This is a genomic window from Halorubrum aquaticum (assembly GCF_900113615.1).
GTDB classification, from domain to species: Archaea; Halobacteriota; Halobacteria; order Halobacteriales; family Haloferacaceae; genus Halorubrum; species Halorubrum aquaticum.
Map to the genome: position 1 here is coordinate 44,764 of NZ_FOPZ01000003.1, position 22,803 is coordinate 67,566.

At 63.3% G+C, this 22,803-nt stretch carries 22 protein-coding genes, 1 tRNA gene and 1 pseudogene; 12 read left to right on the forward strand and 12 right to left on the reverse strand.

The window, feature by feature from the left end; all coding sequences use genetic code 11:
* Window positions 1-58 precede the first annotated feature (58 nt).
* Window positions 59-2,545 carry an efflux RND transporter permease subunit gene (locus F3H10_RS03575; protein WP_149783475.1) on the reverse strand — a complete coding sequence of 829 codons (2,487 nt, stop codon included), beginning with the start codon at window positions 2,543-2,545 and terminating at the stop codon, window positions 59-61.
* Window positions 2,546-4,252 carry a COG1361 S-layer family protein gene (locus F3H10_RS03580; RefSeq protein ID WP_149783476.1) on the reverse strand — a complete coding sequence of 569 codons (1,707 nt, stop codon included), beginning with the start codon at window positions 4,250-4,252 and terminating at the stop codon, window positions 2,546-2,548.
* A 239-nt stretch (window positions 4,253-4,491) separates the two neighbouring features.
* Between F3H10_RS03580 and F3H10_RS03585 the strand changes: the two genes are divergently transcribed.
* From F3H10_RS03585 to F3H10_RS03595, 3 genes and pseudogenes are all read left to right on the forward strand, one after another.
* Window positions 4,492-5,100: a TetR/AcrR family transcriptional regulator gene (locus F3H10_RS03585; RefSeq protein ID WP_149783477.1), complete on the forward strand. Its 609-nt coding sequence runs from the start codon at window positions 4,492-4,494 to the stop codon at window positions 5,098-5,100.
* 84 nt (window positions 5,101-5,184) lie between these two features.
* Window positions 5,185-5,820: pseudogene (locus F3H10_RS03590) on the forward strand (IS6 family transposase).
* 58 nt (window positions 5,821-5,878) lie between these two features.
* Window positions 5,879-5,951 (forward strand) — tRNA-Arg (locus F3H10_RS03595).
* Window positions 5,952-6,002: 51 nt separating this feature from the next.
* Here the strand turns inward: F3H10_RS03595 and F3H10_RS15935 are convergent.
* Window positions 6,003-6,239 carry a hypothetical protein gene (locus tag F3H10_RS15935; RefSeq protein WP_188127857.1) on the reverse strand — a complete coding sequence of 79 codons (237 nt, stop codon included), beginning with the start codon at window positions 6,237-6,239 and terminating at the stop codon, window positions 6,003-6,005.
* On the opposite strand from F3H10_RS15935, the gene F3H10_RS16600 reads away from it, so the two are divergent.
* From F3H10_RS16600 to F3H10_RS03620, 5 genes are all read left to right on the forward strand, one after another.
* Window positions 6,132-6,374: a DUF7563 family protein gene (locus F3H10_RS16600; RefSeq protein ID WP_149783478.1), complete on the forward strand. Its 243-nt coding sequence runs from the start codon at window positions 6,132-6,134 to the stop codon at window positions 6,372-6,374. The genes F3H10_RS15935 and F3H10_RS16600 overlap by 108 nt on opposite strands.
* Window positions 6,375-6,486: 112 nt before the next feature.
* Window positions 6,487-6,903, forward strand: coding sequence for a hypothetical protein (locus F3H10_RS03605; protein WP_223174190.1), 417 nt, complete (start codon window positions 6,487-6,489; stop codon window positions 6,901-6,903).
* A gap of 106 nt (window positions 6,904-7,009) precedes the next feature.
* Complete coding sequence (locus F3H10_RS03610) at window positions 7,010-8,626, forward strand: DUF7845 domain-containing protein (protein ID WP_149783479.1); 1,617 nt, start codon at window positions 7,010-7,012, stop codon at window positions 8,624-8,626.
* Window positions 8,627-9,159: 533 nt separating this feature from the next.
* On the forward strand, window positions 9,160-10,542 hold the full coding sequence (locus tag F3H10_RS03615) for an outer membrane protein assembly factor BamB family protein (RefSeq protein WP_149783480.1): 1,383 nt from the start codon (window positions 9,160-9,162) through the stop codon (window positions 10,540-10,542).
* Between the two features lie 185 nt (window positions 10,543-10,727).
* Window positions 10,728-11,102 carry a hypothetical protein gene (locus tag F3H10_RS03620; RefSeq protein WP_149783481.1) on the forward strand — a complete coding sequence of 125 codons (375 nt, stop codon included), beginning with the start codon at window positions 10,728-10,730 and terminating at the stop codon, window positions 11,100-11,102.
* An 11-nt stretch (window positions 11,103-11,113) separates the two neighbouring features.
* On the opposite strand, the gene F3H10_RS03625 is transcribed toward F3H10_RS03620, so the two are convergent.
* The 5 genes from F3H10_RS03625 to F3H10_RS03640 form a co-directional block, all read right to left on the reverse strand.
* Entirely contained in the window at window positions 11,114-11,512 is a 399-nt protein-coding gene (locus tag F3H10_RS03625) for a hypothetical protein (RefSeq protein ID WP_149783482.1), read from the reverse strand.
* 131 nt (window positions 11,513-11,643) lie between these two features.
* Complete coding sequence (locus F3H10_RS03630; protein WP_223174191.1) at window positions 11,644-12,750, reverse strand: ATP-binding protein; 1,107 nt, start codon at window positions 12,748-12,750, stop codon at window positions 11,644-11,646.
* Window positions 12,750-12,968, reverse strand: a complete 219-nt coding sequence (locus F3H10_RS15940; RefSeq protein WP_188127858.1) for a hypothetical protein — start codon at window positions 12,966-12,968, stop codon at window positions 12,750-12,752. Before F3H10_RS15940 ends, F3H10_RS03630 begins: the two co-directional genes overlap by 1 nt.
* A 480-nt stretch (window positions 12,969-13,448) precedes the next feature.
* Window positions 13,449-13,589 (reverse strand): hypothetical protein, encoded by a 141-nt coding sequence (locus F3H10_RS15945; RefSeq protein ID WP_188127859.1) that lies wholly within the window; start codon window positions 13,587-13,589, stop codon window positions 13,449-13,451.
* Window positions 13,590-13,614: 25 nt separating this feature from the next.
* Window positions 13,615-14,103, reverse strand: a complete 489-nt coding sequence (locus tag F3H10_RS03640; protein WP_149783483.1) for a type II toxin-antitoxin system death-on-curing family toxin — start codon at window positions 14,101-14,103, stop codon at window positions 13,615-13,617.
* Window positions 14,104-14,387: 284 nt separating this feature from the next.
* Between F3H10_RS03640 and F3H10_RS03645 the strand changes: the two genes are divergently transcribed.
* Window positions 14,388-15,209 carry an SWIM zinc finger family protein gene (locus tag F3H10_RS03645; RefSeq protein WP_149783484.1) on the forward strand — a complete coding sequence of 274 codons (822 nt, stop codon included), beginning with the start codon at window positions 14,388-14,390 and terminating at the stop codon, window positions 15,207-15,209.
* 37 nt (window positions 15,210-15,246) lie between these two features.
* Here the strand turns inward: F3H10_RS03645 and F3H10_RS03650 are convergent, their stop codons facing one another.
* Both F3H10_RS03650 and F3H10_RS03655 read right to left on the reverse strand, forming a co-directional pair.
* Window positions 15,247-16,638, reverse strand: a complete 1,392-nt coding sequence (locus F3H10_RS03650) for an ATP-binding protein (RefSeq protein WP_149783485.1) — start codon at window positions 16,636-16,638, stop codon at window positions 15,247-15,249.
* Between the two features lie 81 nt (window positions 16,639-16,719).
* Window positions 16,720-17,028 carry a hypothetical protein gene (locus tag F3H10_RS03655; protein WP_223174192.1) on the reverse strand — a complete coding sequence of 103 codons (309 nt, stop codon included), beginning with the start codon at window positions 17,026-17,028 and terminating at the stop codon, window positions 16,720-16,722.
* A gap of 164 nt (window positions 17,029-17,192) precedes the next feature.
* Here F3H10_RS03655 and F3H10_RS03660 point away from each other — a divergent pair, with 164 nt between their 5' ends.
* Window positions 17,193-17,795 (forward strand): metal-dependent hydrolase, encoded by a 603-nt coding sequence (locus F3H10_RS03660; protein ID WP_149783486.1) that lies wholly within the window; start codon window positions 17,193-17,195, stop codon window positions 17,793-17,795.
* Between the two features lie 173 nt (window positions 17,796-17,968).
* Window positions 17,969-20,860: a hybrid sensor histidine kinase/response regulator gene (locus F3H10_RS03665; protein WP_149783487.1), complete on the forward strand. Its 2,892-nt coding sequence runs from the start codon at window positions 17,969-17,971 to the stop codon at window positions 20,858-20,860.
* Window positions 20,861-20,919: 59 nt separating this feature from the next.
* On the opposite strand, the gene F3H10_RS03670 is transcribed toward F3H10_RS03665, so the two are convergent.
* Together F3H10_RS03670 and F3H10_RS03675 are read right to left on the reverse strand one after the other, a co-directional pair.
* The gene (locus F3H10_RS03670; protein WP_149783488.1) at window positions 20,920-21,249 is read right to left on the reverse strand and encodes a CGCGG family putative rSAM-modified RiPP protein; all 330 of its coding nucleotides are present in this window, start codon (window positions 21,247-21,249) and stop codon (window positions 20,920-20,922) included.
* A gap of 77 nt (window positions 21,250-21,326) precedes the next feature.
* The gene (locus F3H10_RS03675; RefSeq protein ID WP_149783489.1) at window positions 21,327-21,746 is read right to left on the reverse strand and encodes a universal stress protein; all 420 of its coding nucleotides are present in this window, start codon (window positions 21,744-21,746) and stop codon (window positions 21,327-21,329) included.
* Between the two features lie 153 nt (window positions 21,747-21,899).
* On the opposite strand from F3H10_RS03675, the gene hjc reads away from it, so the two are divergent.
* Window positions 21,900-22,421, forward strand: coding sequence for a Holliday junction resolvase Hjc (hjc, locus tag F3H10_RS03680; RefSeq protein ID WP_149783490.1), 522 nt, complete (start codon window positions 21,900-21,902; stop codon window positions 22,419-22,421).
* Window positions 22,422-22,803 lie beyond the last annotated feature (382 nt).

The following is a 22,803-nucleotide window of genomic DNA, read 5'->3' on the forward strand; positions in this document are numbered from 1 at the left end:
TCACGGGAGATAAACCCATCCGATCCAATTATCAAAAATGATTCTTACGGAGGGCCGGTCACGGTTCGACGGTCGGGTCGGCCGTCTCTGCCGGTTCGCCCGTCGGCGTACCGGATCGCAGTCGATCCCAGAGGAACAGCGCGGGCGGGAGCGCGATCACGGAGATGACGAACGAGTAGAACACGCTCAACGCGATGAGCGCCCCGAAGTCGCCGAGCACGGGCGTGATCGCGAGGCCGAGCGCGCCGGTGCCAAGCGCCGTGGTGAGCATGCTCCCGGTCAGCGCGCCGCCGGTGCCCGTGAGCGTCGTCCGCAGCGAGGCCGCCACGTCGCCGTTCTCCCGGTACTCGTCGATGAACCGGGCGGTGATGTGGACCGAGTAGGCGATCCCGATCCCGATCGCGATGGAGAGGATCGTCGCCGTCAGGGCGTTGAGCGGATAGCCGAGAAAGCGCATCGTCCCGACGAGCGACGTGACGGCGATCGTGATGGGGAACACGTTCACGATCCCGAGCATCGGCATCCCCTCCAGAACGCCGTAGGTGAACACGAGGAACACGCCGCTCAGTCCCACCGCGAGCACGAGTCCCTGTATCGCGGAGTCGAAGATGATCGCCGTGATCGCGTCGAAGACGACGATCTGTCCGGTCGCGGTCGCCGCGTACCGGTATCGGTCCGCCTGTTCGCGGCCGTCAGCGGAGACCTCGCTCTGGGTCGCGCCGCTCTCGACGGTGTACTCGACCTGTGCGCTGCGGCGGTCGTCGGTGAGGTATCGGCCGGCCTCCGCGGCCATCGGGGAGTCGAACAGCTCCTCGTAGATCCGGTCGAGGTTGCGGTCGGGGATCCCGTCCCCGTCGCGGTCGTTTCGAGCGACGAGCGCGGCGAACTCCTCGTCGGTTCGGGCGTGCGACTGGATGATCGTCACGATGCTCGTCGTCTCCGCGCGTCCGCCCTCGCCGACCGCCAGCGTGTCGGGCGGGTCGTCGGTCGGCGCGGCGAGCGCCTCCAGGGCGTGGTCCTCCTCGAAGGGTCCCTCGACGTACACCGTGAGCGACGCGTCCTGGCTCGCCTCGAAGTCGTCCTCGAGCAGGCTCAGCGTCTCGGTGACCGTGTACTCGCCGGGCGCGAACGGCTCGGGGATGTACTCGACGTATCCGGGTTCCTCCTCGGGCGGGAGGAAGTCCTCCTGTTCGAACGTGGTGTCGACGCCCGCGCCGTACGCCCCCAATCCGCCGCCGACGAGCAACAGGAGGACGACGAAAACCGCCGGCGCACGCTCGCCGACGTCGACGGAGACGGCCAACAGCCGGCCGAGCGCGGAGTCCTCGGAGGCGATCGGCGTGGTGCCGAACTCGGGCACGCCGTACCGCTCTCTGAGCCGGTCGAGTTCGAGCTTCGCCGCGGGCAGGAACAGCCCGAAGATGAGGAACGTGAAGACGATCCCGACCGCCGAGACGATCCCGAGGTTCCGGATCGGGTCGAGGTCGGAGGTCACGTTCGCGCCGAAGCCGAACACCGCGGTCACGGTGACGATGACGAACGCGATCGCCAGCTGGTCGGCGGCGGTGCGCATCGCGGTAACCGCGTCGTACCCTTGGACGGTCTCCTCGCGGTACCGGTTGATGAAGTGGATCCCGAAGTCGACGCCGACCGCCAACAACAGGACCGGCACGGCGATCTGCTGTTGGTCGAACGGGATCCCCGAGAAGCCGAGGAAGCCGAACGTCCAGATCAGCGTCATCAACAGCGCGAACAGCCCGAGCGCTAAGTCGATCGGGTCCCGATAGGCGACGACGAGGAACCCCAAAAGCAGGACGAGGACGATCGGCATCACGATGAGAAGCGAGTCGGCGATGATGCTGGCCGTCTCGGCGTTGATGACGCCGGTCCCGAAGGTGCGGATGTCGGCCGGTTCGTCCTCCGCGAGCGACCGGACGTCGGTCTGGATCGATTGGAGGTCGTCGAACCCCGGAGGCACGTCGTGGGTCACGACCGTGATCGTCGTCGACGCCGACGCCTCGTTGCGGTTGAAGTCGTCGGAGACGACCATCGAAAAGCGCTCGTTCTCGCTCAGGCCTCGAACGGTTTGCCGGAACTCCGACTCCGTCGCGCCCTCGACCGCGCGCCGCATCTCCGCCGGCGTCTCCGCGGTCGGATCGATCGATCGCGCGACGAGCGTCGCCGGGCCGTTCGCCGACCCCATCCGGAGGTCCTCCCGGGACTCGATCCGCTCCAACAGCCGCAACATCGTGAGCGTCTCCTCGCGGGTGAGGACGTCGTTGCCGTGGTGGATCAGCTGTGTCCGCTCCGCTTCCGGCTCGAAGGGATCGTCGAACTCGCTGTTTATCGCGTCGAGCGCCTCCTGTTCGGGGAGGTCCTCGGAGAACCCCTCCGTCGGCTCCGTCTGCGTCTCGATGGCACTCATGCCGCCGGCGAACGTCGCGGTCACGAGCAGGAACGCGACGATGACGGCTCGCGGCCGCGAGACGATGACCCCGTTGAGTCGCGTGGTGGCGTTCTCGATCCACCGGCCGGCTCGGCTCATCTACTCCCTCTGTGTGACGTATATTCCCGCGCCGAGCACGGCGAGCAGCGCGAGGACGCCGAGCACGAGCGGGACGGTTCCGACCCCGGAGAGCGGGGAGCTCTCCTCCGCCTCGACGACGGTCACCGGGACACGGGTCGTATCGGACAGTTGGCTGTTCCCGTCGCCGTCGTCGTACCGGAAGTCGAAGGAGACCGGGTACGTCTTCGCGGTCCCCGACGCCGACGCCTCGAGGTCGAACGTCATCGTCGTCGACTCGCCGGGCTCGAGCGACGCGGCGAACGCCTCGTCGTTGGCGCTATCGAGCGGGCTGTCGGCGAACAGCCGTGCCTCGACGTCGGTCATCGTCTCGTCGAGGTTGTTCGTCACCTCGACGTCCATCTCGACGCTCCCGCCGGCCTCGATCTCGCGGTTCTCGACCTCGAGGCGAAACTGGTCACGCTGTGGCTCGACGTCGTACAGCAGCTCCACGTCGTCGTAGGCGCGCCGTTCGAACTCCTCGTTGCGGTACTGGACGACGACGTCGGAGGTCCGATCGACCGCCTCCGCCTCGCCGCCGATCTCGAGCGGGAGCCGGAACGACCCGGACTCGCCCGCCTCGAGCGTCCCGACCGCGACCGACCGCTCTATCGGGATCACGTTCGCCGACTGATCGGCGTACTGGACGACGACGTTGCGCGCCTCGTTCGGCCCCTCGTTCGTCACGGTCCCGTACACGCTCCCCCGTTCGCCGACGTAGAGGTCGGACTCCACGTCGCCGACGCTGAACCGCTGTTCGGGCCTCGGCGTCACGCCGACGGAGGGGTCCACGTCGGCGCGCTCGTATCCTTCCGGCGTCTCGAAGGTGACCGACCCGTCGAGGACGTACTCGCGTACCGACGCCCCCGGCGTGAAGCCGACGTCGTACCGGACGGTCCGCGTCTCGTTTGGCGCGAGCTCGTCGATCCTTGCCGTGTCGCTGGGCTCGCCGCCGAACCCGACGCCGGGACTCGCCGACTCCAGAACGACGGTCAGGTCGCGGGCGGCGTCCGCGCCGACGTTCCGGACCTCCGCCTCGAGCGTTCCCTCGCCGCCGACCGTCGCGTCGGTCGTCGCGTTCGTGATCTCGAAGCGGGCGTCCTCGTTGACCTCGACGTCGATCTCGGTCGAGAGCGTTCGCTCGCGGTCGTAGGTGACTCCTCCCGACTGCTGGTAGGTGTAGGAGTACTCGACCTCGACGTCGATCGTGTAGGTACCCTCATCGACGTCTTCGGGGACGCTCACGCCGATCGGTGCCTCGCCCGGTCTGTCCTCCGTAACGGCGCCGAGCGCGAGCGTTCCGGTCTCGACGGTTAGTGGCGTTCCCTCCGCGTCCGCCTCGACTCGGACGTTTCGTGCTCGGGTGACCACCGCGCGCGACGACGAGGTGCCGAGATCCAGGTCGCCGTCGTTAGTGATCTGGAGCGGTACCGTGTTGGTCTGGCCCGGAATGACGGTCGAATTCCGCGTGCTGACCGCCAGATCCGGAGAGCCGCGGATCAGCCCGCCCGACTGCTGGGGCGTCACTGCCGAGTCGACGGACCCCGAGGACCCTCCGGCCGTACCCGCAGCGGGACCGGCACCCCCGGCCGATCCGCCGCCCGTCGCCGCCGCGACGGCGAGACCGGCCGTTCCGCTCGTCAACAGCGTCACCGCGACGAGCGCGACGAGGACCGTCCGCGCGTTCATTTCTCACCCCGACCGACGGCCGGAAGCGATCGACGCCGCCCTCCTCGATGCGAACTGATCCGCTCGGCCGGTCGCTCCGTCCGAGATCCCCGGAATCCGGACCGACTGCCGGCGTGATCCTGCGTCTGTTTCACGGTCGTATGTGAATCCACGAATCAATAACACCTTTGTTTTTGAGTTCCTACTGCCGCCATGACGAAACGGAAAGACCCTCGGGGCGCTCGTGTGAGGACACGTCCATGAGTCGATTCTCCGAGTCCGAACGCGACCGGATCCGTTCACAGCTCATCGAGGACGGTCGCGAGTTGTTCGCCCGGTTCGGGTTCGATCGAACCCGGATCAGAGACGTCACCGAGTCGGTCGGCATCGGCACAAGCACGTTCTACCAGTTCTTCGACTCGAAGGAGGCGCTGTACGTCGCGGTGCTCCACGCCGAACGCGAACGGCTCGAGACACACATCGACGAGGCGGTCTCCGAGGCGGACACGCCTCGTGAGGAGGTGAAGACGATGCTCCGAACGACCTTCCGGGAGGTGCGGTCGAATCGGCTCGCCTCCCGGCTGATCGTCGAGGGCGAGCTACAGCTGCTCTACGACCAACTCTCGGAAGCGGAGCGGCAGTCGATCGGTCCCGACGCCCGCGAGACCGAACTCCCCTACGCCCGACGCTGGGCGGCGATGGACGAGGTCAGATACGACGACCCCGACCTGATCAGCGGACTCTTTCGCTCCCTGATCTTCGTCACCCGTGCGCAGGACTCCCCGATCGGCATCCTCCACGTCTCCGAGTACGAGGAGGTCGAAACCGCCCTGATCGAAACGATCGTCGACGGGCTGTTCGTCGACTGAGTCGATCCCCTCGGTCACCACCCCCACCGAGGGCGGTGTTCAGATAAGGATTGAAAGGTGAGGCGGTGCGTTTTCAAAGTGTCTATGCCCGAAAACGACCGCCTCAGCGGCTGTTTAGACGAGATTAACTTAGAGTTTGTGGAGCGAGAAGCAACACCGCGGCTGTTGATGAAGCTCAGTATTCAGCTCCATTTAGCAGGATTATCGCTTTCGAATACTGTTTAGTTTCTTGAGGTATTTGGTGTTGATCGGGTTCGATCCACCGTTCACAACTGGGTTCACAAGGCCGATCTACAGCCGAAATCTGGCCGAAGCCCGAATCACGTTGCGGTCGATGAAACGGTGATTCAGCTTGATGACGAGCACTATTGGCTGTACGCTGCCGTCGATCCTGATTCGAACGATCTGCTACATACAAAGCTTGAGCCAACAAGAGCGAACGTGATCGCAGATCAGTTTTTCGCGGAACTCCGCGAAAAACACGATGTGGATGACGCGATCTTTCTTGTTGATGGCGCGGTTCCACTTCACCGAGCCTGTGAAAAACATGGCCTCGATTTCAGATACGAACGACATGGAAATCGGAACAGCGTCGAACGTGTCTTTCGAGAGGTAAAACGCAGAACTACCTGTTTCTCAAACTGTTTCAGCAACGCCGAAGCAGAAACTGCTGACGAGTGGTTGAGATCGTTTGCTTTCGCATGGAATCAGCTTATCTGAACACTACCCCACCGAGAGTCAGAAGCGTTAAACGCCCGCCCGGGATACGCCCTCGTGAGGGCGCGTAGCTCAGCGGACAGAGCACTTGGTTCCGGACCAAGATGCCGCGGGTTCAAATCCCGTCGCGCCCGCCTTGTCACGAACCGTTATCCGACTAATGACGATTCTACCGTAGCAACGTTCTACTCTCTGATTTCGACCGATCCGGTTCGGGACGAACCGGCCCCTGAAATCGGGTTCCATACGTCACCGATCGCGACCCCTTCACGTCGGTCGATCACCCTGACAAACCTCCGGGTGGTGTCGACATGATGGATCTCCGGGTAGCGGCCGTTGAACCCGGCGATTGCTTGGGTTGCGGTGCGAACCTCCCGCCGGACTTCGGTCGCGTTCACGGCGACGAGGACGATCGGGCTCACCGGTGCCCCGAGTGTGACTCGTGGATCCGGATCTGTGAGGGAAGCGCGGCCGGCAAGGACGTGTCGACGCCGGACCCGCAGACGAGCCCCTCCCGCAACGCTGGCGAGCCGTGGAACGGAGGGCTCTCGGGATGACGCCGTTCGTTCGTGCGAGCCGGCTGTACGACCCGGCTCACGGTCCGCGTGACGCCGTTCGCGATGCCGCTCGACTCCGGTGGAAGCACGATGCCGAACGGAGGCGGTCGGCGTGATCGACCGGAGCGAGAAACCCGTGCGCGGGCGTGTGCCTCTGACAACGCAGCCCGGATGCTCCGGTAGTAGAGAAGACGAGTCCCAGAGACAAAGCGCCGTTTCGGTCAGGTACGGAAATCGCACAGGGGAAGCGGCCGCGATCTTCACGTCCCACGGGATTCTCGACGCGGTGACGACCGTCCTCGCAGCTCGAGCGGTCGGCCCGCACGCCGAGGCGAACCCGATCGTTCGTGAGTTGCTCGCGATGGGAGAGATCGCGACGATCGTCGGTATCTGTGCTTGTGTTGCGGTCGCGGCCGCCGCATGGCCGACCGCCGCCGACGCCGTCGACGCCCCCGAGTGGGCCGGGTTCGCAGTGGCGACGGTCGGCACGATCGTCGCCGCGGTGAACTTGGTGGTGGTGTTTGCGTGAGCCGAATCTGCGAGACGTGCGGCCGCGATCGCCCGTCGGTTCGGGTTCGTCTCGGCGGCCGCGTCGAGTGTGCCGGCTGCTATCTCGACCGCGAGGTGCGTTCGCGATGAAGGCAGTCGCGACCGCTCCGCACGAGTACATGGCGAACTACGTCTATCCGGGTCTCGGGGCGTGGTTCGGTGCCGCCCGACTCGTCGACGCGACGGGGAGCCGGCGCGGGAGCTTCCGGCTCGAGGGCGAGAAATGGCACGTCACCCTGTCGTACCAGGAGTCGGGGCTCGCCCCGCCCGAGGGCGGCGAGACGCCGGACGGGACGCGCATCGACTTCGACATGCTTCGGGAGTTCCGGCTGAACGCGGTCGTCGACGACGAGGTGGGCGAACGGAAGGTGAAGGCCCTGATCCAGCCGCGGTGGTACGGGCTCGAGTCGGAGAGCGGGAAGTCGGTCGCCCGGCCGATGTGGGATCTCGGCGACGTGGTGAACGTCCGGGTGAACGCGTCGAACGTCGAGTTCGACACGATCGAGACGGTCATCCAGCGCGCGGCGGGCGCGGTGACGCTCGACCCGATGTACTTCGAGAACCGCAACGAGGAGTACAGCGTCGTGATGGACGCGGCGCGGTACGTTCGGCTCGATCGCGACGTGTCGGGGCCGATCCACGCCCGCGAGGGGCCGCTCGCGCGGATGGGCCACCTCCTCGAGAGCGACCGGTCGGGTTACCGGAAGGTCGTCCAAGACGACACCGAGCGGGCCGGCTACTACCACACGGTGACGCTCGGACCGAAACGGATCCGCGAGTGTTTCCCGGACCACCGAGTGCCGAAGGAGTTGAAACACTACTACGGCCGCAACTCGGAGTCGCTTCCCGAGGACCACCCGCTCGCGCATCCGAAGGTCGAGGCGTCCTATCAGACGAAGCGGTGGGACGAAACGCTCCGGCCGACGGACCACGATCTCCTCGCCGACGAGCTGGAGGAGGCGGTCCTCGCGACGCTCAACGAAGCGGGACTTCCCACCCAGCGGATCGACGACGACGGGCCGGGGGGCGGGCGGACGTTCGTCCCGGATCCCTACTTCGACGCCGAGACGGTCGACCGGTCGCGGGTCCTCCCGTTGAATCTCGAGCGCGTCGAGAGCGACCAGCGGAACGTGGTCGTCCGGCAGCTCGCCGACGGGCTCTCGCCGGTCGAGTGGGACTCGCTTCGGACGCTCGTCACGGACGGCGGGGACGTGTCGCCGGCGGAGATCGCGGCGGAACACGACTGGCATCCCGACAGCGTCCGGCGAGGGCTCCGGCGGATCGAGGACATGGTGGTCCGCGAGCAGGGGTCGGTGGCGTTGCGGTCCCATCACGTCGCCGAGCAGGTGGTCGAAGCCCTCGAGTCCGCCCGCGCCGGCGTACGGAACGCGATGGGCGCGGCGGCGAACATGGTCCAGAACGCCGAGCGGAAGTCGCTCGACGACCGAACCGACGAGCTGATCGCGTTCTGCCAAGCGAACGGGATCCACGTCGAGGAGCGCGAGGCGCGTCTCCGGGTGAAGATGGGCTACCTCGGCGGCGAGTCCTGGTCGGAGCTGGTCACGCGGCTGAAGCGGTACTGGGTCGACGCGGGTCGTGACCCGGAGCGGCTGAAGGAGGCGGAGACGCACTACCGCGACGACGCGGGACCGAAGATCAGGCCGGCGCGCGGGGCCTGGGGGGTGGGTCGGAAACTCGGCTGAGGCGGCCCCTCGTGAGTGGCAACACTACCCTGATCCCCTTTTCGCGACAGTTTTCGCCGGGTTCGACCGGGATCGACTCCTCGAGCGGCGTCGATCGCGACCGCAACACAAGCACGATCTCGTCGGAAGACGTCGATCGGCAGGGTCGGATCGACCCCCGGGGGTCGGTCGACTGTTAGGGGTGTGGCTAAGGCCACAGATTCTAAGGTACCCACCCCGTTTTCGCGGACTGTCCGCACGCTTCCGAGGCGATCTTAAATCTAACAAAATGGGAGTCATAGAACAGTTCGCATACCCGATCCACCGCTACTGTTGATCGTTCAGTACAGCTGATCGACATAACGCGAAGAAACCTGTACAAGATGGAGAGTATGAGTTTAGCAGTTCATTCCAGTGATCGATCGCACATAAAACTCAGTAGTATACGAGACACGGGTTGGCGCGCGGCGCGTATGTCTTACACTATCGGAAAGTACAATTGTCAATGAAATTCCTGTCGAAATGTTTTTTATATGATGGTATGACACGACTGTATGACCAAACAGCGGCGAAGTTCGCTGAAATCCACTCGACGAACACTGATAAAAACGGTTGGTGTGGCTGGACTTGTAACTACCATCGGGAGTAGTACAGTATCCGCACAATCTAATGACAGGGTTGAGTGGGTTTTTGAGACCGAAAACAATATTCAGACGCCACCGACGATAATCGGCAGTAACGTCTTTATTGGAAACTGGGCTGGAGCGGTCTACGCCATTGATAGCGCAACTGGAAACGAGATTTGGTCGTTCCAGACTAACGGTTCCGTGAGAGCAGCACCGACGGTTGTGGATGGGCGGGTTTACTTTGGAAGTAGTGATAATAATGTATATTGCCTCGATGCGGCCTCAGGAAATGAAATATGGAAGTTCTCAACGGGTGAAGTTCTAGATCGGGAGGGGGTCAATTCCTCACCAATGGTAACCGGTGGGATGGTACTTTTCGGAAATCGATTTAATACTGATGAAGATAGTGGTATATACGCAATTGATAAAGAATCGGGTGAAGAGAACTGGACATTCACTACCAGTGAGTCTGTAACGGCATCACCAACGGTCGTTGATGAGACGGTATTTATTGGTGGACAAGATGGGATTCTAAACGCACTAGACCTTGATACGGGCTCTAGAAAGTGGATCTTTGAAACTGAAAGAGCAATTATTTCATCAGCGACAGTAGTAGACGGTACCGTCTACGTCGGTAGTAGTGACAACAATCTCTATGCGGTGGATGCTGAAACGGGTAACGAACGGTGGGTGTTTTCAACTGGTGGTCCAGTCGATTCATCGCCGACAGCGGTGGATGAGACGGTCTTTGTCGGTAGCTCTGATGGCAACCTATACGCGGTGGATGCTGAAACAGGTAACGAACAGTGGGTCTTCACAACTAACGATACCGTTCAGTCGTCCCCGACAGTGGTGAATAACACCGTATTTGTAGGAAATCGGGACAAAAACCTGTATGCGGTGGACGCTGAAAGTGGTACTGAACGATGGAGATTCAAGACTGAAGGTTCCATTGAGTCATCCCCGACAGTAGTGGATGGGACCGTTTTTGTCGGCAGTGACGACGGGAACCTGTATGCGCTGGATACAAACGTAAGTGATTCAAGTGGGGGTTCACGCATCGACCTTGGAACTCTCGGCCATCATGGCAACAGTAGTTTTCTTTCATCAGAGATGGATTCTTCTGAAGAGAAATCTGTCTCATCAGAGAATGAAGACACAAAAGAAGTCAACTCATCAGACAATATCACACCGAACAATGAGGAGGAAAGTAGCGACTCAGTTCCCGGATTTGGAATCGGCACGGGGATCGCCGCCGTCGGAGCCACGAGTTACATACTGAAAAGTTGGCTCACAGCGGACACCAAGTGATCGACTTGTGCCCTACGTCTTATGCGGTGGTGACAACACCATCTGAAACTGACAGGAACCTATAATCAGTGCGCAAGCTCAACGGAACGGCTCTTGCACACCCTCCTCAACGGACACAAGTCCTTGTGAAGAGTTCTATGGCACCCTCAACAAAATATATTGGGCCTATCGAGTGTAACGTGGGTATGACAACATCGATCGGTACCCAAGCATCTGTACTAGCTGGATTTCTCGCGCTTGTTGTCGCGATCTCTATGAATAGTATTCAGGAGGATGATGGGCATTTATATCGTCTGTTTGTCGGCGGAATAGGATTAGCATCGCTTGGACCGATTTTTATTGTTCTCTTGTTTTCTGTGTTGGAGCCAACAGGAGGAGTTAATCAGACTAGAGCACTTGTATTCACACTCGTGTCATTATTTTTAATATTCATACTTCTTATTGGAACACTACTTAAAGAATCACGCAGAGGCCTTGATTCCGATGACGATAACTGGTATATGATACTACTCGGTATTTTCGTCTCTTTTTGGTATCTTATCCTTTATACCATATTCTAAAAGTTCTGTTATTATTGCTGGATAGTTGACGCGGGAATCTGTGCCTCCCGTGAGTGACTTCGGTAGTGCGTATCTCCGGGATTCGTCCAATTCGTGATCTCGAGGTCGCGAGCGCGGACCGTACGCGACGAGACGACGGTTATCTCGCGACCCTCTGCTCGGTACCACACGAGTGCGTAGCCGCCGTCAGCGTCCGCCAGCGTCGTGTGTTGGTCCTCCCAGAACTTGAACGTCGGTCGGACGCCGTTGACCATCGAGCCCTTCACGTCCCACGGACGGCCGTTCTCGTCGCTCGCGTCGAACTTGAGCCCGTCCACGACGGGATACTCCAGCGTGAGGGGGTATCGATCCGTCGCCCACAGCTCGACGAGCTTCCCGTACCGACCGACGATCGCCGGATCGTAGCTCATGGACGGATCCGTTTGGGTTTGTGTCGCCGAACCGCCGGCCGATCTTGCTCGCGAGTCGATCGCGGCCGGGCCCCCCGCAGATCGCCGGCGTATAAAATAAGGTATGCGCCGGGTGGGTGTCCGTCATCGGATTAGTCATCAGCCGGAGCATTCTCTCGCGGAACTATCTCCGTATGGCGTTTTCCGTCCCTCCAGTTTCGATACACTTTCCCGACCCAGTCCGACGAGTACGGAACCAACTCGGCCACCTCGTCGTAGGTCGCCCCGCCGTCGGCCGCGCGGATCGCCGTCGCGATGTGTTCCTGTTTGCGGACCTCGTCCACGTCGATCGCGTCGTCGCCGTCCTCGTCGTCCTCGAGGATGATATCGAACTCCGAGGCCTCGTGTTCCGGGTAGTTCTCGGCGGTGTCCGTGAGCCCCTTGTAGTCGCCCGCCTCGGTGAATTCGTCCTTCCCGCCCTCGCTCTCGAGTAGCCGGGCGACGCCGGGATCGCTCCGACTCGGCTTGTTGATCGCGAACGACGCGACCCGCCGGATAGACTTCGCTGTCTTCGTCCGCGTGTGCCCGACGAGCAGGACCGATCCGCGCTTCGGGTGCGGTCCGTGTCGTTCCTCCTTCTTCCGAATGAAAAGCAGGGAGTCGCTGAACTGTTCGGCGGCCTTGTTCCCGCTCCCGAACCCGGAGAGTTCCTGCGCGATCTCGTCGAGAACCGCCAGCACCGGCCCCTCGATGTTCGCCATCGCCTCGAGCATCTCTCGGTCCGACCGGACCACTCGATCGTAGCCGTCCCACGAGGTGTTTCCGATGAGACTCCCGCCGGTCCGGACCTTCCATGACTGCGCCACGTCGAGCGTGGTCGCTGTCTTCCCGGAGCCGGGAGACCCAAACACAAGCCCGATCGCTCCCTCGTGCGTGAGTTCGTTCGCCGCCGCCGCGTACAGGTCGCCGCCGTCGCGTTCCTGTCCGGTGAGCCCGGTCGCGGACTTCATCTGCGACACCGAGCCGTGTCGAACCGCCTCGTCGATCGTCCGGGTCGCCGCGTTCTGGATGATGAGCCGACCGATCTCCGTCTCCTCGATCGGGGCGTCTATCAGCCCGTCGTAGTAGTTGAGAAGCGCGAGCGTCCGCCGATCGTCGATGAGCCCGGCGAAGGAACGGACGTTTTCGCCCGGATCCTCGCCCCGGAGCTTCGATCCCAGTTCGGCCGCCGCGTACGCTCCCGTCTTGTCGTTTCCCATCAGTTGGCGTCCTCCATCGACAGTGCCTCGGCTTCATCCAGCAGCTCGAAGCCGATCGTCTCGTCGTGCCCGTTCGTCTCCTCGGCGGGACCGTCGCCGGCCTTCATCGACTCCGGCTTGAGGTCCTCCGGCAGCTCCTCCTCGACGACGGCCGACACGGTCGCGTCGTCGTCGCCGAACGACGGCGTCCCTCGGGGTGTCGTCTCGGACCAGCTCAACGCGAGCGAGGACGTACTCGACAAGCACTACGATCGCGCTTCGGAGCGCGAGAAAGCGGATCGCCGCTGGAGGATTATTCAAGAATGATACACACTAACAAAACGATCGAACCCGACGCTGTCGTGCGATTCCAGATTCTCAAGGCCCGTCGCGCCCGTATCGTTCTAATCGCATGACTGCGACGGGATAAATACTGTAATACTGCGAGGTGCGTGCTTTCGTTCGATAGCTAGTCGTCCACGGGTGTATCGGTGAGATTCGCCTACATTGAAACTGAACTCAGTAGAGAAAATCAATCGCTGATTGACCAATCCATCTCGCTTGGTCGGAGAGTTCATCTCAAATCCGAACAGGATCCAACTACTGAATAGCGAGCGTATATTCTGTACAGAACCCTAGTTGTTTTCTCTAACAAAGTCGATGAAACATGTCTGCGTATCGATCACTGAGAGTGTTACAAATAAACCTCGCTAGAATCGTTATTCGTCTTCGAGAGCGTCGTAGACGTCCCGGTTCGCATCTCGGTCGTCCGCCGCAACCCGCCGAACCAGTTCCCGCCGGATGTCCTCCATCACGTCGTCAAGCGGGGAGGTCGTCTCTGCTCTTTCTTCGGTGGCCATACCTAAACAGACGCTTCGAACGCCGTTAATCGTTCGGGTCCGAAGAACCGCCGGTCAACTGATCTAGCCCGTACTGGATGAATTCGTCTCGCCACTCTTCGATCTCACCGACCAGATCCAGTTCTTCTGTGTGGGATCGGAGATACTCGGTGGTGTCCTCCTCATCGACGGCCGCTTCGTCAGTGCCGAACCCTTTCAGAACTGCCCTAATTTCGTTGTCATACTCGAACCGATACCCGTTGAGGAAATAGAAGACGACCGTCACGTTGAGCGCGGTACGTTTGTTCGCATCGACGAAGGGGTGATTGGCGACGAGGAGTCGAAGGAGGTGATACGCCTTTTCGTGGACGGTTTCCGGTGAGGAGCCGAAGCTGCCCTCTTCGATGTAGTCCAATGCGAATTCGATGTCACCGCGGTTTCGAACACCGGCGGGTGTATCGGGATACTCCGCGACGATGTCGTCGTGGATGGCAACGACGTCTTCGGCGGACGGATACCACAACGGGTCGGCCATTTCGCTCCAACGTCATCGCTGTACCAGTGTAGATGTTGCTATAGATGAGCCGGGTGAGCGATGTCAAAAATCACGGTTTTCAGGACGCCGATTTCGACCGCCTCACACCTGAAAGGTCGAGTCGTTCGACAGTCGAACCAGCTCCCGTCGAGCCCGTAGTCTTCTAATCGCATGACAGCGGCGGGGTAGTGACTTCCTTCAGAAGCAGAGCGTTGTGATTTGGAACGAAAGCGAGATTCATGTGTCGACTTTTTTTGGACCGCGGCAGAACACTGCTCACATCCATGGACGTGACGGAAGGAACAGTTCGAAAGATCTGCACTGACGCGGTCTTCGAACGTGGCGAGAGATACCTTGCTGAGGACCGCATCCTCGATATTCATCGCGTTGACACTACCGTGACTGCCGTCGTGAACGGCAACCGTCAGTACGACGCGCGTGTCGATCTCGCTGCTGACGGGTTCGATCCGTGGTGTGACTGCCCGTACGACGGGCCGGGAGCGTGTAAGCACGTCGTCTCCGTGTTGCTTCGATGCGTCGACGACTGTCTTCCAGACGAGGGCGACCGGCTTGACGCCGCGCTCGAAGCTGCCGACGCCGACGATCTCCGGGATTTCCTCCGGGAGGCGCTGGCGACCGATGTTGCCCTCCGTGAACGCTTCTTCGCCCGTTTCGGCGAGTCGCCGACGCGGTCGGTCCACGAACTGCGCGACGCGATCGACCGGCAGTTCGAAGAGACGAATCCCGACTACTTCGTCGTCTTCGAGCCGATCGACTTCTCGGAGTGGTTCGACCTTGCGGGCGAGTATCGCGATCAGGGGAGGTACGCGTCGGCGGCGGCAGTGTATCGTGCCCTCATCGAATCGCTTGACGGCAACATGGAACGTGTCGACGGGACGTACGACCACTTCTCGCAGGCATTCAAGCGAGCGCTCGACGGGTACGTCGACTGCGTGACGGCCGAAGATATCGACGTTGACGAGGCCGCCGACGCCGTCGCGTTCCTCAGGGACCGGGCGGTATCCGGGACGCCGTTGCTCAGCGAACACTTCGAGCGCGCAGCGACGAAATTAGAGGAAACGCTCACTGAGCGGCGAGAGCATTAATTCACCGCTATTTCGCTTTTCCCCGTGCTTCAATTGCTCACTCTCCGAGTGCGGCAGCAATGTCGTCGATCGTATAGAGACGTAAATCGTCACGTCCGGCAGCGGCTTCGCGGACGCTATCCGTAAACCCGCTCCGAGAGAACAGCGCGTATTCGACGGTTCGCGTGCCACCGCCCGAGGGCTGCCATCGGAGTTCCTCGACGTGCGTCTCCAGCGATGCCAGCGCGCCGTAGTCGAGCGGCGATTCCTGATATTTACACTCGCCGACGACGAGCGTTTCCTCGTCGGTGAGTCCGACGACATCGATCTCGTGGTCCTGATACCACCACTGTCCGACATCGACGATCGGCGTCTCATCGTACAACGTCCACAGGGCCTCACAGCACAGTTGCTCGAAGGCGGGAGCGACGAAGTCCGCCATTTCCGGCTCGACGAGTCGTTCGTAGCCCTCGTCGCCAAATTGATCGTAGCGATCCGAACTCCAGTACAGGAATCGGAACCAGAACCGGAACAAGGGGTCACGCAGCCGATACTGGCTTCGCTTGGATCGCTCCGGCTTCTCAGTCACCGGCACGTGCCGTTCGATGAGTCGAAGTCGAGAGAGCCGATCCAGATACGTCGACAGCTGGTTGTAGTCGATACCGGTCACACCGGCGATCTCGTTGCGGCCGGTCGCCCCGCCGGCGATCGCTTCGAGGATCGAGAAGTAGCGCGTCGGCTCTGTCAGCTCCATGCGGAGGACATGCTCCGGTTCGTTACGGAGCGATCCGTGACGAGTCAGCACCGTCTGCTGGATGTTCTCGCCGAGTGATCGGTCGGCGTCAAGTTCCTCGAGGTAGTAGGGAACCCCACCGAACACACTCCACGCACGCACGGCCTCGTCCGGTGTCACATCGTCTGGTAAAAACTCCGTCGCGGCGTCGAACGAGAGTTCACGGATGTCAAGTGTGAGGGACGTTCGCCCGTACAGCGGGCTGTCTCCGAGCAGCGTCGCTTCCTCCATCATGCTGATCGACGACCCGACGAGAACGAACGTCGTCTCCGACCCGTCGAACTCGTGGTCGAACAACGCCTGTAACACCGACGGGAGACTCTCGTCCTGTTCGATCAGGTACGGAAACTCGTCGAGGACGACGATCGCGTTCCGGTCGGCCAGATACCGGAACAGTCGCTCCCAGTCTGGGCGAATATCCTCAATACCGGGAACCGTGTCAGCCGCAGCCTCGATGAACTGTTCCAGTTGGAGGTCCCGCGTCTTCTGTCGTGCCTGATAGAAGACCGCGTTCTCTCGTCCCTCAAGCGCCTTCTTCACGAGTCTCGTCTTTCCCAGCCGTCGCCGTCCGTACACGACAGCGAGATCCGCGGTCTCCGAGTCGAAAAGACTGTGAAGCCGCTTCAACTCCTCCGACCGGTTCACGAAGTCTGCCATGGCGACGGGTTCGTGACTCCGAAATAAAAATATTCTGAATAATCATATTCTAGAATATCATACTTAGATATATTATAATGGCTAGTGACGAGCAGCAATCGACGGGGTCGCCTCAGGTGCTGTCGAGACGTCCTCCTTGCTCAAGCGCAGGTCGTCGAGGTCCTCGATCCCGTAGCCGCGGAGGACCGTCGCGGCCAACTCGCCCTGTGCGGTCAGTTCGTGCGGCGATCCCACGGTAACCAGCCCGAGGGTACGCGCGCTCGCCACGGTCTCGTCGCCGGCCCCGAAACCGTACTCGTCGGCGATGACGTCGACGAGTTCATCGCGCGCGAGCGGGCCGTACCGGTCGAGCGCGGTCACCACGCGGTCGAACACCGCCGGCTCGTTCATACCGGAGTCACATCCGCGCGGACGATAATCGATTCTCCCGTTTCGCGGCGAGGGGTCCCCCGTTTCGCGACGGGTGACCCCGCCTCGAATGGCAGGAGTGTCGATGCCACGCAAGCGTCGGACATATAGGCCGTCGCCGCGTACGCCGGGTCGACACGACGACCATGATGCTTCCGACACACGCGACGGTGGGGTTGGCGATCGCGGCCCCGATCTCCGCGCTCGCGCCCGACCTCGCTCCCGCCGCGCTCGCCGGCGCGCTCGCCGGGAGCGTCCTCCCCGACCTCGATCTCTACTCGGGTCATCGGCGAACCCTTCACTACCCCACGGTCTACGCCCTCCTCGCGGCTCCGGCGGTCGTCCTCGCGGCGGTCTCGACGCTCCCAGCGGCCGTCGCGCTCGCCGCGTTCCTCGTCGGGGCGGCGGTCCACTGCCGCATGGACCGGTACGGCGGCGGTCTCGAGCTTCGACCGTGGGAGGAGAACTCCGATCGCGCGGTGTACGACCACGTCCGGGGCCGCTGGCGTCGCCCGAAACGCTGGATCCGGTACGACGGCTCGCCGGGTGACCTGACGCTTCTCGTCGCCCTGACGCTTCCACTTCTCGTCGTTCTCGAGGGTCCGTTTCGGCTCGTCGCCGCCGCCGCACTCGCCGTCGGCGTCACCTACGTCGCGCTTCGCCGGCGGCTCGCTTCCCTCGCTCCGGTCGTGTTCGGCTACGCCCCGGAGGTGCTGTCACGGTACGTCCCGGACCGCTACCGGCGGTAGCTCCCGCCGACTCGCGAACTCGACTGCGGCCCGACTCACGGTCACGAACTCGACTGCGATCCGACCCACGGTCACGAACTCGACTGCGATCCGACCCACGGACTCGATCCGCGGACGCGACCCGGCGTTCGTCACAAACACTTATCACTGCGTGTTGGCAGCATCTCACGTATATGAGCGGGACCCTCGACATGATCCGCGTCCTTCACGTCGACGACGATCCGGGTCTCGCCGAGATGGTCGCGACGTTCCTCGAACGCGAGGACGACCGCATCGAGGTTCGGACCGAGCACGACGCCGAGGCGGGACTGCGAGCGTTGGCGGACGACGAGGTCGACTGTGTCGTCTCCGACTACGACATGCCCGGTCGCGACGGCATCGAGCTCCTGCGAGCCGTTCGGGCGGACCATCCGGACCTGCCGTTCGTCCTCTTCACGGGAAAGGGAAGCGAGGAGGTCGCGAGCGAGGCGATCTCCGCGGGGGTCACCGACTACCTCCAGAAACGTAGCGGCACCGAACAGTACGCGCTCCTCGCGAACCGGATCCGCAACGCCGTCGACGCCGATCGGGCTCGCGAGTTGTTGGCGGAGCGCACTCGCCGTCTGGAGACGCTCATCGAGAACCTGCCCGGGATGATCTACCGATGTCGAAACACCCCGGAATGGCCGATGGAGACCGTCGAGGGCGAAGCCGAATCGCTCACCGGGTACACGGCCGAGACGCTGGAGCGAAACGAGGTGGTGTGGGGCGAGGAGGTGATCCACCCGGACGACCGCGAGAACGCCTGGTCCGCCGTCCAGGAGGCGATCGAGACCGACGGCACCTTCGAAGTGACCTACCGGATCCATACGAGGGCCGGCGAGACGAAGTGGCTCTGGGAGCGCGGACGTACCGTCCGCGACGACGGCGGCCTCGAGGCGCTCGAGGGGTTCATCACCGACATCACGGACCGGAAGGAACGCGAACGGCGGCTCGAACGGACCACGACCCGGCTCGAGGCGCTCTTCGAGAACTCCCCCGACATGATCGACGTCCACGACGCCGAGGGGACGATCCTCGACGCGAACCCACGACTGTGTGCGGAGACCGGCTACGACGAGTCGGAACTGGTCGGAACCAAGGTCTGGGACCTCGATCGTCGACTCGATCCCGACGAGGCTCGCGAGATCTGGAGGGAGATGGACGTCGAGGACCGGCTGGAGCTCGAAAGCGAGTTCGAGCGCCGCGACGGGTCGACGTTCCCCGTCAAGGTCCACCTCAGACGCTTCGACATCGACGGCGAGAAGCGATTCCTGGTGAGCAGTCGAAACGTCGCCGATCGAAAGCGTCGAGACCGGAAACTCGAGGAGCTGCGGGAGCGAACGCAACGACTCAACTACACGCGGACCGTCGAGGAGACGACGCGGCTGGCGACGGAGGCGGCCGACGAGATCATCGGCGCGTCCCTGACCGGCGTTCACCTCCTGAACGAGGAGGGGACGCGCCTCGAGCTGTCGGCGTTCGCGGAGGGCGTTCCGAAACTGTTCGACGAGCTACCGGGGTACGACCGCTCGGCCGAGCCGGGAACGCGGGCACACCTCGTCTGGGAGGCGTTCCGCGAGTCGGAGTCCGTCCACTTGAACGACGTCTCCGCCTCGTCCCGGCTCACCGAGGAGACGCCGGCCGAGAGCGTCGTTCTCCACCCGATCGGAGACCACGGAGTCTTCATCATCTCCTCGTCCGAACCGAACCGCTTCACCGAGACGGACGTCCTCCTCGTCGAGATCCTCGCAAACTACCTCGAGGCGGCGCTCGACCGCGTCGCCCGCGAGGAGACGCTCCGCACGCGCGAGAACCGGCTCGAACGGCTCCACGACGCCACGCGCGAGCTGATCCGCGCCGAGTCGCGGGCGGAGATCGCCGACCGCGTGATCGAGGCCGTCGAGGAGATCCTCGGCTTCTCGGTCGCCGTGGTCCGTCTCTACGAGTCCGAGGAGAACGGGCTCGTTCCCGTGGCCGCTTCCGAGGCGGTCAGCGACGTCGTTCCGGAGCGCGAGGTGTTCACCCCCGACTCGGGCAGTCTCAACTGGGCGGCCTACGAGGCCGGCGAGGTCCGCGTGTACGACGACATCGAGGCCGAGGGGGACGCGCTCGATCAGGGGACCGGACTGCGGAGCCTGATGCTGCTGCCGATGGGTAAGCACGGGACCCTCTCGATCGGCGAGACGACGCCCGACGCCTTCGATTCGACGGACGAGTTCCTCGCACGGATCCTCTCGACCGCGGCCGAGACGGCGTTGGACGAACGCGAACGCGAACGCGAACTCCGGCGCAGCCGCGACGAACTGAAACGGCAGAACGATCGCCTCCAGGAGTTCGCCGACGTGGTGAGCCACGACCTCCGGAACCCGCTCACCGTCGCGGAGGGGCGATTGCGGCTCGCCGCCGACGAGTGCGACAGCGAGCACCTCGCGGACGTGGCCCGCGCGCACGACCGCATGAACGAGCTGATAGGCGACCTCCTCACGCTGGCTCGCGAGGGCGAGGAGCTGGGCGAACTCGAGGCGGTCGACCTCGCCGACCTGCTCTCCGGGTGTTGGGATCACGTCGAGCGACCGTCCGGCGCGCGGCTCCGCGTCGACGTCGACCGAACGATCCGGGCGGATCGAACCCGCCTCCAGCAGCTCTTCGAGAACCTGCTCCGAAACAGCGTCGAGCATAGCTCGACTGGCAGCCGGATTCCAAAGGAATCCGGCGACAGCGTGGAACACGGTTCCACGGGCAGCCGGGCTTCGCCCGGCGACAGCGTCGAACACGGTTCGAGAGACGGGGACGTGGTGACGATCACGGTCGGCGAGCTCGCGGACGGGGACGGGTTCTATCTCGAAGACGACGGCGTCGGCATCCCTCGGGACGCTCGCGAGGAGGTGTTCGATCCGGGATACACCACCGAGGAGGGCGGCACCGGATTCGGGCTCAGCATCGTCAGACGGGTCGCCGAGGCACACGGCTGGGAGGTCCGGGTCGTCGACGGAACCGACGGCGGCGCGCGCTTCGAGGTCACCGGCGTCGAGTTCGAGGACTGACGAGGAGGGTCACTCGGGTCGGCCGACGACGCGGGTCACGGCTCGCTCGACGACGCGGGTCACGGCTCGACCCGGTAGACGTATCCTCCGCACCCACACTGGTCGACGACCTCCGCGGTCGCCTCGGGGAACCGCTCCAGGATCGCGTCCTCCAGGTACGGCTCGGGATCCCCGTGTTCGGGATGCGTGACGAGGTTCACGTGGTGTTCCGGGGACGTCCGCTCCAACGCGAGCAGCGCGTGCTCGACGAGTATCTCCCTGTCGTCGGCGTACCGGTCGAGTTCGAGGTTCGCCGACCACGACCCCGCGTGCTCCTCCGTGAGGAACGCGGGGAGGTCTTCGGTGGTGCTGGTGGCGTCTCTGATACCGCCGACGTCGGTCTGGCTCATGTATCTCGTTCGGTCACGAAGGCACCTGTCTCGACGGGCGAACGTGTTCGGGGACGGTCGGCTTCACCGAGCGAGAGTCACCGAACCACCGTCACCGACACCGGCGACCCCCGGAAGACCGTCTGGGCGACGTTGCCGACGAGCAGTCGATCGACGAGCGATCCGTCGTGAGTCCCCACCACTACCGTGTCGAAGTCCTCGGCCCGTTCGACGATCCGCTTGCCGGGCCGCCCCACCGCGACCTCGACGTCGACCGTCGTGTCGTACTCGGTCGCGATCTCGCCCGCCCGCTCGATCAGTTCCTCCGACCGATCGCGCGCCTTGCCCTCGAGGTCCTCGGCGAGCGCCATCTCCGCGGCCTCGCCCATCATCGAGGACGGCTCCCCCGCCACGTGGAGGACCACGACCGCCGCGTCCTCGTGGACCTCGAGCGCGTACCGGAGCGCCCGCTCGGCGACCTCGGATCCGTCCATCGCGACGAGCACACGCGTTATCATGGCGCATGATACGCGTCGTGGCCGGATAAATCCCGGCGTACGGGCCGACGTGCGCCTCGACACGTACGCTCGACGCGCGCCCCGACGCCTCCCGCCGGCGACCCGTCGGCCTTTTAGGCACCTCTCGAGTACCGATCGACGTGACTCACCGGGGTGAACGCGACCGTGTCGGCGAACCGTAAGGGCGACCGCCGCGAGCGCGAGCTGGTCAACGCGCTGGACGAGGCGGGCTTCGCCGTGATGCGCGCGCCGGCCAGCGGCTCCGCGACGGAACGGGAGCTCCCGGACGTGCTCGCGGGCGACGGCGAGACCTTCTACGCGATCGAGGCGAAGTCCAGCGCCGGCGACCCGATCTACCTCTCCGGCGAGGAGGTGGAGGCGCTGCTCTTCTTCGCGCGGAACTTCGGCGCGAAGGCCCGCATCGCGGTTCGGTTCGACCGCGAGGACTGGTACTTCTTCCACCCGGGCGACCTGTACACCACCGACGCCGGGTCCTATCGCGTGAAAAAGGCGACGGCGCTCGCGGAGGGGACCGACTTCCCGGAGTTCATCGGCGAGACGGAGAAGGTGACCCTCGATGAGGTCGCGACCGACCCCGACGAGGAGCGCCGCGAGATCCTCGAGGCCGTCCGTGACGGCCACATGCCGGTCGAGGACGCCCTCGACGTGTTATGACCGCCCGTTACGGACCACGGTGGCGCGTGCCGTGAGCGGCCCCCGGGCCGCGAACGACCCGCGCGAGGTCGCCGGCGCTACGCGCCGGCTGCCAGAGGGACCTTCGGTCCCTCGGTGGAGTCGACTGGCCGGAGCGAAGCGGAGGGCAGTCGACAGGGCGAGAGCGAAGCTCTCGCTTGAAACCGGCGGCTTCGCCGCCGGTGACGAGGCCGGGGGGGCGTGAGGCGCGGTCGTGGTGCGGTTCGGGGGGACTCAAAGGGCTGGGGCTTTGGCGGTGTCCACCGCACGCTAACAACCGTGTAAAGCCAAGCAGCTGGGAATTTGGCGGCGTTCGTCACGGAGGTATCGACTACGTACAGCCGAGCGGGCGGGGATCGGAGAC